Origin of the sequence: Pseudomonas sp. ML2-2023-3, from assembly GCF_037055275.1 — a bacterium.
Lineage (GTDB): Bacteria > Pseudomonadota > Gammaproteobacteria > Pseudomonadales > Pseudomonadaceae > Aquipseudomonas.
This window is the reverse complement of sequence record NZ_CP146343.1, coordinates 1,761,990-1,775,755: the sequence shown is the minus strand read 5'-3', so window position 1 is coordinate 1,775,755 and position 13,766 is coordinate 1,761,990. Positions and strand designations below refer to the sequence as shown.

The 13,766-nt window shown below is 61.0% G+C and carries 13 protein-coding genes; 12 read left to right on the top strand and 1 reads right to left on the bottom strand.

Annotated elements, in window-relative coordinates:
- Positions 1-85: 85 nt before the first annotated feature.
- From V6P94_RS08225 to V6P94_RS08200, 6 genes are all read left to right on the top strand, one after another.
- Positions 86-1,990, top strand: a complete 1,905-nt coding sequence (locus V6P94_RS08225) for an ATP-binding protein (RefSeq protein WP_133075898.1) — start codon at positions 86-88, stop codon at positions 1,988-1,990.
- Entirely contained in the window at positions 1,987-3,312 is a 1,326-nt protein-coding gene (locus V6P94_RS08220) for a sigma-54 dependent transcriptional regulator (RefSeq protein WP_133075899.1), read from the top strand. Before V6P94_RS08225 ends, V6P94_RS08220 begins: the two co-directional genes overlap by 4 nt.
- Before the next feature lie 8 nt (positions 3,313-3,320).
- Entirely contained in the window at positions 3,321-3,647 is a 327-nt protein-coding gene (locus tag V6P94_RS08215; RefSeq protein WP_219260995.1) for a GlpM family protein, read from the top strand.
- Between the two features lie 110 nt (positions 3,648-3,757).
- Positions 3,758-4,678: an arginase gene (locus tag V6P94_RS08210; RefSeq protein WP_133075980.1), complete on the top strand. Its 921-nt coding sequence runs from the start codon at positions 3,758-3,760 to the stop codon at positions 4,676-4,678.
- The gene (locus V6P94_RS08205) at positions 4,675-5,049 is read left to right on the top strand and encodes an EamA family transporter (RefSeq protein WP_133075901.1); all 375 of its coding nucleotides are present in this window, start codon (positions 4,675-4,677) and stop codon (positions 5,047-5,049) included. Before V6P94_RS08210 ends, V6P94_RS08205 begins: the two co-directional genes overlap by 4 nt.
- A gap of 11 nt (positions 5,050-5,060) precedes the next feature.
- The gene (locus V6P94_RS08200) at positions 5,061-5,474 is read left to right on the top strand and encodes an EamA family transporter (RefSeq protein WP_133075902.1); all 414 of its coding nucleotides are present in this window, start codon (positions 5,061-5,063) and stop codon (positions 5,472-5,474) included.
- A 46-nt stretch (positions 5,475-5,520) separates the two neighbouring features.
- Here V6P94_RS08200 and V6P94_RS08195 read toward each other — a convergent pair whose 3' ends face one another.
- A complete protein-coding gene (locus tag V6P94_RS08195; RefSeq protein WP_133075981.1) occupies positions 5,521-6,285 on the bottom strand; it encodes a MipA/OmpV family protein in 765 nt (254 codons plus the stop codon).
- 227 nt (positions 6,286-6,512) lie between these two features.
- On the opposite strand from V6P94_RS08195, the gene V6P94_RS08190 reads away from it, so the two are divergent.
- From V6P94_RS08190 to V6P94_RS08165, 6 genes are read left to right on the top strand one after another with little or no spacing between them, the layout of a single operon-like run.
- Positions 6,513-7,208 (top strand): MtnX-like HAD-IB family phosphatase, encoded by a 696-nt coding sequence (locus tag V6P94_RS08190; protein WP_133075903.1) that lies wholly within the window; start codon positions 6,513-6,515, stop codon positions 7,206-7,208.
- Entirely contained in the window at positions 7,201-8,595 is a 1,395-nt protein-coding gene (locus tag V6P94_RS08185) for an aspartate aminotransferase family protein (protein WP_133075904.1), read from the top strand. Before V6P94_RS08190 ends, V6P94_RS08185 begins: the two co-directional genes overlap by 8 nt.
- Positions 8,592-9,458, top strand: coding sequence for an alpha/beta fold hydrolase (locus tag V6P94_RS08180; RefSeq protein ID WP_133075905.1), 867 nt, complete (start codon positions 8,592-8,594; stop codon positions 9,456-9,458). Before V6P94_RS08185 ends, V6P94_RS08180 begins: the two co-directional genes overlap by 4 nt.
- Before the next feature lie 14 nt (positions 9,459-9,472).
- Positions 9,473-10,597: a GNAT family N-acetyltransferase gene (locus V6P94_RS08175; protein ID WP_326398400.1), complete on the top strand. Its 1,125-nt coding sequence runs from the start codon at positions 9,473-9,475 to the stop codon at positions 10,595-10,597.
- Positions 10,597-12,363: an ATP-binding protein gene (locus tag V6P94_RS08170; RefSeq protein ID WP_338649206.1), complete on the top strand. Its 1,767-nt coding sequence runs from the start codon at positions 10,597-10,599 to the stop codon at positions 12,361-12,363. The genes V6P94_RS08175 and V6P94_RS08170 overlap by 1 nt, the downstream gene beginning before the upstream one ends.
- A complete protein-coding gene (locus V6P94_RS08165) occupies positions 12,360-13,751 on the top strand; it encodes a sigma-54 dependent transcriptional regulator (protein WP_326398402.1) in 1,392 nt (463 codons plus the stop codon). The genes V6P94_RS08170 and V6P94_RS08165 overlap by 4 nt, the downstream gene beginning before the upstream one ends.
- Positions 13,752-13,766: the final 15 nt, after the last annotated feature.

The window sequence follows — 13,766 nt, the reverse complement described above, 5'->3', positions numbered from 1 at the left end:
TTTCTGGATACCACAGGGTATTCTTCGCAGCCTGCGGCAGCGACTACAGTTTTCGCGTGCCTCTTATCGCGACAAGGCATCTGTGATGAAATGCGACCCCACTCTTTACCGCGGTGCTCCGCCCTCACTTGCCGTGAAACCTCGTCTACTGCGCCACTTCCTGCTACCTCTGCTGATCATCCTGTTGACGATCGGCCTGGGCTACGCGGGCTATCGCATCAGTGAACACTTCGGTATTCGCACCCTGAGCGAAACCGGCGAACGCCAGCTCGAACTCCACGCCCGTACCGTCGAAAGCGAACTGGGCAAATACACTTACCTGCCCAGCCTGCTGGAACTGGAGTCCAGTGTTTCCAGGTTGCTGGCCGACCCAAGCGTGCAGAACCGGGTCACCGTCAACCAGTATCTGGAAGGCCTTAACCGTCGCAGCCGCAGCCGGGCCATTTATGTGCTCGACCCCACTGGCCGCGTGATGGCCACCAGCAACTGGCGAGATACCGACAGCTACCTGGGTGAGGACCTGTCATTTCGCGCCTACTTCCAGGACGCCGTGCGCGGTCAACCGGGGCGCTTCTACGGGATCGGCAGCACGTCGGGTGAACCGGGCTATTACCTGGCTCACGGCCTCGAAGAACAAGGCAAGATCATTGGCGTAGCGGTGATCAAGGTCCGGCTCGAAGCCCTTGAAGAACGCTGGCAGCGCGCTCGCCTCGAAGCCTATGTGAGCGACGAGAACGGCATCATCATCCTGTCCAGCGATCCCACCAGACGCCTCAAGTCAATCCGCCCGCTCAGCGCCGAAACCAAAGAGCGACTGGCACGCAGCCTTCAATACTACTGGTGGCCGCTTAATGAACTCGTACCGCTGGAACGGGAAAACCTGGCCGACGGCGTAGAAAAAGTCACCTTTGCCAATAACAACCAGATCGTTACCGACCAGCAGGAAGTCAGCTATCTGGCGCAAACCCGCAAGCTCAATGACACACCCTGGGACATCACCCTGCTCACGCCACTGCAGGACCTGCGCCGTGAAGCGGCGAATCAGGGGACGCTGGTCGCCGTTGCATTTGCCTTGCTGGCCTTTCTGCTGATTGCCTGGAATGAACGGCGCAAAGTGATCGCCACCCGGCTGGCGGCACGCGAAGCCCTGCAAGAAGCCAACAATCAGCTGGAGCGCAAGATCACCGAGCGCACCACTCACTTGCGGGCCAGTAACGAACGACTCAAAGGCCAGATCCGTGAACGACGCCAGGCTGAAGACACCTTGCGCCGTGCCCAGGATGAACTGGTACAGGCGGGCAAACTGGCCGCCATCGGGCAGATGTCCACCAGCATTGCCCATGAACTGAATCAACCCTTGGCCGCATTGCGCACCCTGTCGGGCAATACCGTGCGTTTTCTTGAGCGCGGAGACCTCAAGGTCGCCGCCGACAATCTCAGTACCATCAACAACCTGGTCGACCGCATGGGCCGCATCACCGCCAACCTGCGCTCGTTTGCCCGCCGTGGAGATGATCAGGGCCAGGCCAGCCTGGGCAAAGCCGTCGATGCGGCCCTGCAATTGCTCGCCAGCCGCATGGAGGAGTCCGGGGTGCAACTTCATCGAGCACTCGGCGATGTAGCGCTCAAGATTGATCAGACCCGACTGGAACAAATCCTGGTCAACCTGATCGGCAACGCGCTGGACGCCATGCAGGGCCAGTCAACACCGCCAGAGCTTTGGCTGGAGGGCGAGGTCAGCGAAAGCAAATACCGCCTGCTGGTGCGCGATAACGGCCCCGGCATCGACCCCGAAGCCCGCAAGCATCTCTTCGAACCGTTCTTCACCACCAAACCCGGCGAACAGGGCCTGGGCCTGGGCTTGACCCTGTCAGCCAGCCTGGCAGCCGCCGCTGGTGGAAGCCTCAGCGTCGAGTTCCCGGCCAGTGGTGGTGTCGCATTTGTCCTTCTTTTACCGCTGGTGCAACCCGCCAGGACCGAGCCCCTATGAATAACGACCTGACCGTCCTGATTGTTGAAGACGACCCCCATGTCCTGCTCGGATGCCAGCAGGCGCTGGCACTTGAAGACATTCGCAGCGAAGGCGTAAGCAGTGCCGAACAGGCACTGGCGTTGGTGGGCGACAATTTCCCGGGCATCGTCATCAGTGACATTCGCCTGCCCGGAATCGATGGCCTGGAGTTGCTCAAGCGCCTCAAGGCCCGCGACCGCAGCCTGCCGGTGGTGCTGATCACCGGGCATGGCGATATTTCCATGGCGGTGGGGGCCATGCGTGACGGCGCCTATGACTTTATGGAAAAACCCTTTTCCCCGGAGCGCCTGGTGGATGTGGCCCGCCGTGCGCTGGAACAACGCAGCCTGGCCCGAGAGGTCTGGTCACTGCGTCGCCAGTTGGCAGAACGCGACTCGCTCGAGGGGCGAATCATCGGGCGTTCCCCGGCCATGCAGCACTTGCGAGAATTGATCGCAAACGTCGCCGATACCTCTGCGAACGTGTTGATTGAAGGCGAGACAGGCACAGGCAAAGAGCTGGTCGCCCGATGCCTGCACGACTTCAGCCGGCGCCATCCCCAGCAGTTTGTGGCCCTCAACTGCGGTGGCTTGCCGGAAAACCTGTTTGAAAGCGAGATTTTCGGCCACGAAGCCAACGCCTTCACCGGTGCTGGCAAACGCCGCATCGGTAAAATCGAACACGCCCATGGCGGCACGCTGTTTCTGGACGAAGTCGAGAGCATGCCGATCAACCTGCAAATAAAACTGCTGCGGGTATTGCAGGAGCGCACCCTGGAGCGCCTGGGTTCCAACCAGAGCATCGACGTTGATTGCCGGGTCATCGCGGCCACCAAGTCCGACCTTGATCAACTGAGCAAGGCCAGCCAGTTTCGCAGCGACCTGTACTACCGCCTGAACGTGGTGACACTTGAACTGCCGCCCTTGCGCGAACGCCGCGAAGACATCCTGCAGTTGTTCGAATATTTCCTGCAGCAATCATCCCTGCGTTTTGATCGTGCCGCCCCTGAACTGGACAACCAGACCGTGTCCAGCCTCATGAGCCATGACTGGCCGGGCAACGTACGTGAACTGCGCAACGTGGCCGAGCGTTTCGCCCTGGGTCTGCCTGCCTTCAAAAAATCCGGGAGCAACGCGGCGCAGGGGCTGGGCTTTTCCGAGGCAGTCGAGGCGTTCGAGCGCAACCTGCTCAGTGACGCCTTGCAGCGCAGCGGCGGCAACCTGACCCAGGCCAGCCAGGAACTGGGCATGGCCAAGACCACCCTCTTCGATAAAGTCAAAAAATACGGGCTCGCGCACTGATGGATCTGATACTCAAAGCGGCTCTGGGTGCCGCAGTGGTCATCATTCTGGCAATGCTGGCCAAGACCAAAAACTACTACATCGCGGGCCTGGTCCCGTTGTTCCCGACCTTTGCCCTGATTGCGCATTACATCGTCGGCAAAGGGCGCTCGGTGGACGACCTGAAAACCACCATTGTGTTTGGCATGTGGTCGATCATTCCCTACTTCGTCTACCTCGCAACGCTGTACGTACTGGTCGACCGCATGCGTCTTGAAGCGTCACTGGCGCTGGCCGCCGTGGCCTGGCTGATGGCTGCCACCGTACTGGTCAGCGTGTGGGTGCGCCTGCACTGAGCCCGCTCCCACCTAAAGATCATCAGCGCGCCGCTGGCCCGCCCCTTGCATTTACCCCCTGAAGCCCGCCCTGCCTGGATCGGCGGCGATTGAATGGGGTAAATGACACGTTGAATATTCTCGATCTTGATCACAGCCTGACCTCACAAACACCGATCATGCAGCGTCTGACCGATGGTCGCGCTACACGCCTGGACCTGCTCGAACTGGGCCCGCAATTGCGCCTGTGGTCCACCGAACGCAATTACCGGCGTTTCGCCCAGCGCCTGCAGCAAAGGCCGAGACGCCAGGCCCTGCGGCCTGAAATCTTCTTCATCGGCTCCGGCGACTATCATCACCTGACCCCGGCCCTGCTCGCCGACTTGCCCGAACCTGTCACTCTGATCCACTTCGACAACCACCCTGACTGGGTACGCTTTGCCCCCCGTCGCCATTGCGGTTCGTGGGTGAATCGCGCCCTGAAACTGCCGAATATCAAACGCATCGTCACCCTCGGCCCGTGCAGCGACGACCTGCAAAACCCGCAATTCAAGGGCGGCAACCTCGGGGCCCTGCGCCGTGGTGATTTGCAGCTATTCCCCTGGCAGCATCCCCCCACCAAAGTCTGGGGCCGAATCGGCGACGGCGCGGGGCACGAGCAGCACGAAAACCTGTTGCACTGGCGCAATCTTGCCGATCAGGACTGGCCAACCTTTCTCGCCGAGCTGATCCGCAGCCTGCCCACCGACGCGATCTGGATCACCCTGGACAAGGATGTTCTCGCCAGCGAAGACGCCGCCACCAACTGGGATCAGGGCGGCATGCGCCTGACCCACCTGCTCCAGGCCATCCGGGCCCTGGCCGCCAGCAAGCGGGTGCTGGGCATCGATGTGTGCGGCGAATTCGCCAGGGCACCGCACCGCAACCTGCTCAAGCGCTGGGAGGCCAGGTCCGATCAGCCAGCCCCTGAACGCTGGAGCGAGAGCGACTTGCTGCGCAACTCAACCACCAATGAGGCGCTGATCGCTCTGTTTGAGGAACTGTTCCCGTGACCTTGACCGTGATTGCCCTGGTGGCGTTTTCCATCGTGCTCGATGTCATGGGCCAACTGTGTTTCAAGATCGGCCTGGACCGCCTGCCGGAACTGGAAGGCGGTTTTCGCCTCAACGCATTCTGGGGCCAGGTGTTCAATGCCCCCATGTTGTGGGTCGGGATCGGCGCTTACGTCATCGAGTTTTTCGTCTGGTTGGAGGCCCTGTCACGGGCGCCCCTGAGTGTGCTGTTCCCGGCTGCCGCACTGGCGTACTGCGGCGCGGTGTTCGCCGGCAAGGTGTTCCTGGGCGAACACGTGAGCCGCCGGCGCTGGCTGGGCACCCTGGTGATTACCCTTGGCGTGATGCTGGTCTGCATCGCCGGGGCTTGAGGAGAAGAACAATGGACAACACTGAAACCCTGAAAATCGCAGACAACGGCTGGCTGCATGGACGTCTGGGAACTGTGGTGCTGTGGGCGCTGTTAATTGCCCTCGAAAGCAGCGGGCAGATTGCGACCAAGGTCGGCGGCGATCAACTGGGGCAGATGGATTTCAGCCTGCAATGGCTGCAAGCCGTGATGCTCAACCCCGGCGTGTGGGTGGCTATTGCCTGTTACATCGGGGCGTTTTTCGTGTGGATGCTGATACTGCGCCGCAGCAGCCTGTCGCTGGCGTTTCCGCTCAGCTCGCTGGTATTTGTGGGGGTTCTGCTGGGGTCGTGGCTGGGGTTGGGCGAACATATCAGCGCCCTGCACTGGCTCGGCGTTGCCGTGATCATTGGCGGGATTGCGCTGCTGGCGGAGGGTGAGCCATAGCCCACCTCTGTGGGAGCGGGCTTGCCCGCGATACAGGGGATGGGGTCTAGAACTTGTAACTCACCGCGACCTGCACCGAGCCCTGATTCACATCTCCCTGCTCGCGCACGATACTGCTGTCCGCCGCCGAGCCCAGCAGATGAACCCAACTGGCGCTGGTCACCAGTGACCAGTGTTGTGCCAGGGGAAACTCGAAGTTCTGGGTCAGGGTGACATTCTGCAACCCGCCACTGGCCTTGTATGCGGAAATCCCCGACGCCTGGGCTTCACTGTCGCTGACACCAAAGAACGTCGACATCTGTCGGCCATCCGCAAAATGTACCGCCAACTGGCTGCTGCCGATAACCCCCAGCCCCAGCGGATAACCCAGCTCGCCCCCGACCTGACCCAGCACCCCGCCCTGACCGCCCGCGCCGCCCACCGCCTGCCCGAGTTGTGCATACACGCGCCAGAAATCGGCCGGGCTGTACTGCACAAAGCCGCCCAGCAGGGCCATGTCCGGCACATCGCGAAGGCCCCGCAACGAACCATTGGCATTGCGCCCCGACACGTAGTTGAGCAAGGGGCCCGCGCTCCAGCCGTCGGCCTTGAAGGCACTCCAGGTCAGACCGTCATCGGTATTGAGACTGACATCGCCCCAGTCCACATCGAAATACGGCAACGGCACCACCTGATAGCGGCTGGCGCTTGGATCGTAGGGCTGATAGCCAATCCCCACGCCCACTTCCCCGCTCGGGCCGTCTGCCCCATGGGCACCCACGCCGACGCCCAACAATGTGAGCAGCAATAAAGCACGGACCGGGGCTTTCATGTCGAAGGTTCCATAGAGGTTCATGGGCGCATCAATCCCTTTTTCGCTCGCCCTGTGCAAGCACTCATGTTGTTTGTAGCAAGCTACAAAAATTGTAGCTTCAAATTCGAAAGCCACCCTCCAATCGGCGCAAAGACCCAGCCCACGGGGCTTTTAATAATTGGCACAGTCAATGCTATGTCCTCTGGCAAGCGCAAAAAGCGCGTCTTTTCGACAGGACAATGCAGATGATGCAATGGCATATCGTGTGTGATTTCGACGGGACCATTACCCGCACCGACGTCATCGACAACATTCTTCAACGCTTCGCCGACCCCAGCTGGGAAACGATCGAAGATCAATGGGTGCAGGGTGAAATCGGTTCGCGTGAATGCCTGAGCCGCCAGCTGTCGCTGGTCAAGGCCACGCCAGCCGAACTGCTGGCCTTTTTCGACAGCGTTGAGATTGACCCTCACTTTCCCGACTTCGTTGACCACGTCATCGGCCTGGGCGCCTCCATCGAGGTGGTCAGTGACGGTATCGAACAAGGCATTGCCCGCATCCTGGCCCGCCACTACGTGAGCCTGTTGCCGATCCTTGCCAACCGCCTGCGTCAGGTCGACCAGAACCGCTGGCGCATCGACTTCCCGTACTCCAGCGACACCTGCCGGGCTGCCTCGGGCAACTGCAAATGCAAATCCACCCCCGGCGGCAAACGCGTGCTGGTGATTGGCGATGGCCGCTCCGACATGTGCGTGGCCTCCAGCGCCGACTTCGTCTTCGCCAAGGACAGCCTGGCCGAACACTGCGAACGCAACGGTATCCCCTACGCACGCTTTGACTCTTTCGCCGAACTGCCGGCCTTGCTCGCCAAATTGCCGAACCCGGCCGCCAACGCTCCCCACTATTCTCGTGAACAGCAGGAACTCTTCAATCATGTCTGATATCCGAATCGCTACCCCTGAAGACCAGATCCTTCTGGAAAAAGAAGCCAAGTACTGCTCCTACGGCGACACCGTTCACTACATCGAACCACCGCGCATTTTCAGCCGCTGCGAAGGTTCCTACGTCTGGGACACCGAAGACCAGGCCTACCTCGACCTGCAAATGTGGTACTCGGCGGTCAACTTCGGTTACTCCAACCCGCGCCTGAACAACGCCCTGAAACAACAGATCGACACCTTGCCGCAAATCGCCAGCCAGTACCTGCACAAGGGCAAGATCGAGTTGTCGGAACGCATCGCGGTCGACGCCAAAAACAAGTTCGGCCTCGACGGTCGCGTGCACTTCAACGTCGGCGGGTCGCAGTCCATCGAGGACTCGCTGAAGGTGGTGCGTAACGCCAGCAACGGCAAAAGCCTGATGTTCGCCTTCGAAGGCGGCTACCACGGCCGCACCCTTGGCGCCTCGTCGATCACCTCCAGCTACCGCTACCGTCGCCGCTACGGCCACTTTGGCGAACGCGCCAACTTTATCCCGTTCCCGTACCACTTCCGTGGGCCAAAAGGCATGACTAAGGAAGAATACGGCAGCCACTGCGTGCAGCAATTCGCCCGTCTGTTCGAGACCGAATACAACGGCGTGTGGGACCCCAAAGTCGGCCAGAGCGAATACGCTGCCTTTTACGTCGAACCGATCCAGGGCACCGGCGGCTATGTCATCCCGCCGATGAACTTCTACAGCGAACTCAAGCACGTGCTGGATCAGCACGGCATCCTGATGGTGGTCGACGAAATCCAGATGGGCTTCTGGCGCACCGGCAAGCTGTGGTCCATCGAGCACTTCGACGTCAAACCCGACGTGATCGTCTTCGGCAAGGCACTGACCAACGGCCTCAATCCGCTGGGCGGCATCTGGGCCCGTGAAGAGCTGATCAACCCGAAAATCTTCCCGCCGGGCTCCACCCACTCCACCTTCGCCTCCAACCCGCTGGGCACCGCCGTGGGCCTAGAAATGTTCAAGATGACCAGCGAAGTCGACTACGGCGCGATGGTCATGGCCAAGGGCAAGTACTTCCTGGACGGTCTGCAAGACCTGCAAAAACGCTACCCGATCATCGGCGACGTCGACGGCCTGGGCCTGGCGCTGCGCTGCGAAATCTGCGGCCCGGACGGTTTCACCCCGGACAAGGCCACCCTCGACTTCATGGTTGAAGAAGGCATGAAGGGCGACATTGAAATCGACGGCAAGCGTCTGGGGCTGATTCTGGACGTGGGCGGCTACTACAAGAACGTGATCACCCTGGCGCCGTCCCTGGAAATCAGCTACGCCGAAATCGACCTGGGCATCGCCCTGCTCGACCGTCTGCTGGCTCGGGCCATGAAACGGTGAACGGGCCAGAGATCGATCTGGGCGAAGGCGACGCCGGTTTCGTTCTCGGCACGGGTGAGGTCGGGGTCTTGTTGATCCACGGCCTCACCGGCACTCCGACGGAACTGCGTCGGGTGGCCCAGGGCCTGGCGAAGGACGGGACGTGCACGGTGTACGTCCCCACCCTGGCCGGGCACTGCGGTGACAACGACGACCTGCAAGCCACCGGCTGGCTGGACTGGTACGAAGGCGTGCGCAAAACCTTCGCCGGGATCCGCCAGCGTCACTCGCAGGTTTTTGTCGGGGGTCTGTCGATGGGAGCGGTCATGTCGATGTACGTGGCCTCAGAACACCCGGGCCAGGTCGCCGGGCTGTTGATGTACTCCACCACCTTGCGTTACGACGGCTGGAGCATCAACAAACTGGCTTTTTTGACCCCGTTGCTGATGGCGATCCCCTTTGGCGTACACCTGTGCAATTTTGAAGAAAAACCCCCTTACGGCATCAAGAACGAACGTTTGCGCGCCATTGTCGAGCGCCAGATGCACGCTGGAGAAAGCGCGAATGCCGGGCTGTTGACGATGCAGGGCATCACCGTGCGCGAATTGCACCGGATGAATGCCGTGGTGAAAAAGCGCATGCCGTCGATCACCACCAAAGCCCTGGTTTTGCACTCCATCGAGGACGACATCACCAGCCGCTGGAACGCCGATTACGTGGAGCGTCATCTGGGCGGGCCTGTGACCAAAGTGCTGCTCGACAACTGCTACCACATGATCACCGTCGACCTGCAGTACCGCCGCGTGATCGAACTCAGTGACGCCTTTATCAAGAAAAACAGCCGCGCGGCACCGGTTCCTGTCGACTATCGACAGCAGGCCTGAGCCAAAGGACGCCCATGATTACCGCCCACACCTTTTCATCCATCCAGGCTATCGACCGCGAAGCCTGGAATGACTGTTTTCCAGATGCTCTGGAGGATTGGGACTACATCGTGGCCGTCGAAAAAGCCGGGATTGAAGGCTTTGAATGGCGTTATCTGACGCTGTTCGAAGGCCCCACCCTGCTGGCCGTGGCGACCGCATTCACCACCTGCTATCGCCTCGACACCACCGTTCAAGGGCTCGCCAAGCGCTTTACCGAACAGCTCAACCGCGTGCTGCCGGGGCTGGTGCAGCTGCAGCTGTACGCCATCGGCTCGCCACTGACCGAACAATGCAGTGCAGGGACGGCCAGCGTTATCCCGGCAGCGCAACGCCCTGCCCTGCTCGCCCGGCTGCTGACCCTGGCCCAGGCTGACGCCGCCCGCCTTGGCATCGGCCTGATCGCGGTCAAGGACGTGCCCAGCGACGACCATGAGTGGGCCACCCTCTGCAAGACGGCAGGCTTTCAGTCGATGCCGGGGCTGCCCAGCGCAACCCTGGCGGTGCCCTTCGGCTCGGTGGACGGCTACCTTGGCTCACTGGGCAAGTCCACCCGCAAAGACATGCGCCGCAAACTGCGCAACCCCGGCCCGCGGGTGGAGTGGCGCAGCACCATCGACGACGTTTTGCCTGACGTCATGCGCCTGTACGCGGCCAGCCTGGCACGCAGCGACCTGCAATTGGAGCGCTTACCCGCGACTTATTTCACGGGTATCCTCCAACAACTGGGCGACCGGGCAGTGTGCGTGCTGTACTGGCTCGACGAGCAACTGGTGGCATTCAATCTGGTGCTGATCGATGAACACCGCCTGATCGACAAGTTTTTTGGCCACGACCTTGAGCTGACCCGCGACTACAATCTGTATTTCAGGAGCTGGCTGGTCAATGTCGATTACTGCATCAGCCACAACATTGCCCTGTACGAATGCGGTCAGGCCGGTTACGCCAGCAAGATCCGCCTGGGCTGTACCTTTCAGGGCAACACACTGTATTTCCGGCATCGCAACTGGCTGATCAACAACCTGCTCAAGCTGGTCAAACTGTTCATCCGCCCTGACCGCCACGACCCTGCCCTGGCGGCTGCGATAAGCGAGTATTAATGCCCACCACGCCTGACTCACCGCGCCAGCCCCAACCCCAACCCTTCAAAGTGTCGCGCTGGACCGTGCAGCGCAAACTGGTGCTGGCGTTCTGGCTGGTCAGCGTCATCCCGACCATGATCGCCGCCGAACTGGCCGCCACCACCCTGTCGCAGATTTTCGATAGCAACGTGCGGGTCTGGTTGCAGGAGTCGACCAAAATCGTCAAGGACGAGATCAGCGAAATCCTCGCGGACAACGCCCGGGCCGCCAAGCTGTTCCTGCAATACACCCACCCGCCGTCTTCGAGCAAGGCCATCCGCCATGACCGGCTGACTGCCGACATCGCCGACGCGATGGGCATCGACGTGGTCGCCCTGATCCGCGACAGCGACCACAAAGTGGTGTTCAGCACCGCCAGTGACACCATCGTCGACCAGATCAGCCTGGCGCCCAATGCGGTGTTGCAAACCATCGACGTCGGCGGCGTACCCACCGGCACCGTGGTCTCGACCTTTGCCACTAGCCAGGACGGGGCGGATTACCAACTGCTGGTAGCCACCTACATGGACAGCAGCTTTCTGACCAGCGTGGCCAATGTTCACTCCCTGGACCTGCGCCTGTACCTGTCAAATTCCGCAGGGTTTGCCGAGATCTTCTCCAGCCAGCGTTTCGAAGACCGCCAGCCGATGGTGCCCTCGGCCATCGAGCAAATATTGCGCGAAACCCGCTTGCCCACCGAGCAGTTCACCAGCCGCTACAGCGGTTTGTACTGGCCCATTCTCAACGACAACGGCGAGCTGCAAGGCGTGATCTACAGCGGTCTGCTACGCCATGCCAGCCTGGTGGGGCTGGTCAACCAGAGCAACCTGTTCGCCCTGATGTTCCTGCTCGGTTCAGTGCTGTCACTGACCGTTGGCTGGCTGGTCTCCGAGCGCCTGACCCGACCGCTACGAGACTTGTCAGAAGGCGTACGCGCCGTGACTGCCGGGGACTACAACCAGCGCGTTGGCGTATCAGGCAACGACGAACTGGCCGAGCTGAGCAGCACCTTCAACCACATGACGGCACGGCTGGACCAGTTGCATCATCTCGAAGCACAACTGCGCCGCCGCGACCGCTTGCATGCCCTGGGGGAAGTAGCGATGGGCCTGGCCCACGAAATCCGCAACCCGCTGGGCATTATCAAAACCGCGACCCAACTGCTGCACCGCCGCGCCGACCTGGGCGAGACCGACAAGCGCCACCTGGAATACGTGGTCAGCGAAGTCTCGCGGATCAACGACCTGATCACCGAGTTCCTCGACTTCGCCAAGCCCAGCGCTCCCGTCCGCGCGCAACAGGCTGCACGACCTCTGGTTGAAGACATCCTGGGCTTCTGCAAACCGGAACTGGAAAGCCATAACATCGATGCCCGCATCGACGATCAAGCGCCCGGGGCCACCCTGTATGCCGATGCCGGGCAACTGAAACAGGCGTGCCTGAACCTGATCATCAACGCCATCGACGCCATGCCAGAAGGCGGCTGCCTGACAGTGCACATTTCCCGCGAAAACGATTACACCGTGATAGGCATTGCCGACACAGGAGAAGGGATCGCACCGGACATGCTCGAACGTATTTTCACGCCCTTTGTAACCACCAAAGCCTCAGGCACAGGGCTGGGCCTGGCCAAGGTGTTCTCCATCATGGACAGCCACGATGGGCGCATCGAATGCATCAGCGAAAAAGACGCCGGTGCCACCTTCAATCTGTACATTCCTGCCCACGGAGCAAGCAAGACATGAGTCATAACGTGCTGGTGGTCGATGACGAACCCAAGCTCTGCGACCTGCTCAGCTCGGCACTGAGTCAAAACGACATTCAGGTCTTCACCGCGGGCAACGGCCTGCAGGCGCTGGCGATTCTGGAGCAGGAAGACATCGACCTGGTGATCAGCGACTGGCGAATGCCCGGCATGGACGGCCCGCAGTTACTGGCGGAGGTCAAACTGCGCTACCCGCAGCTGCCGGTCATCGTCATGACCGCCTACAGCACGGTGAAAAACGCCGTACAGTCCATGCGTAACGGCGCCTACGACTACATCGCCAAACCCTTCGATATCGACGAGCTGGACATTACCGTCAGCAAGGCCCTGCAATTTCGCGACATTTTGCGCGACAACGCGCGCCTGCGTGCCGAGCTGGACGAGCACCAGCACATCGACAGCCTGATTGGCGACAGCCCCAGTTTTCGTCGGGTGCTGCAAGCCATCGACTCGGTGCGCGAGAGCAGCGCCACCATCCTGCTGACCGGCGAAAGCGGCACGGGCAAAGAGATGGTCGCCCGCGCCATCCATAAACACGGCAGTCGCGCAGACAAACCCTTTGTCGCGGTCAACTGTGCGGCAATTCCCGAAGGGCTGCTTGAAAGCGAGATGTTCGGCCATCGCAAGGGCGCCTTTACCGGCGCCGTGGCCGACCGTGTGGGGCGCTTTATGCAGGCCGACAAGGGCACGCTGTTTCTCGATGAAGTGGGGGACATGCCCCTGGCCTTGCAGGCCAAGATCCTGCGGGCGCTTCAAGAGCGGGTGATTGAGCCGGTGGGGGATCCGCGAGAGCGCAAGGTGGATGTGCGGGTGATCGCCGCGACCAACAAAAACCTGCTGCAAGCCGTGGCCGACAAAACGTTTCGCGAAGACCTGTACTACCGCCTGAACGTATTCCCGATCCCCCTGCCCGCCTTGCGCGAACGGGTTGAAGACATCGCACCGCTGGCGCGGCACTTTGCCCACAACCTGGGAGCCACCGCAGGTAAACGCATCACCGGTTTCAGCCCCGGCGCCTTGCAAGCAATGGCTGCCTACCACTGGCCGGGCAATATTCGCGAACTGCAAAACTGTGTCGAACGCGCCACCATCGTGGCCAACAGCAGCATCCTCCAGGACAGCGACTTGCCGCCCTACCTGTTCAGCGCCCAGCCCGGCCAGAACAGCGCCCTGCCCGCACCGGGGCCGAGTGTGCCGCCCGATCTGGAAGCGGCACTGGCCGAGGTCGAAAAAGCGTATATTCTTGCCGCCCTGCAACAAGCCAATGGCGTGCAGGCAGCGGCGGCGCAGTTGATCGGGATATCAGAACGCAGCTTCTGGTATCGCCTGAAAAAGCTCGACATCCATGTCGATAAAATCGTCCGCTAGCCCATTTAAGCGGGC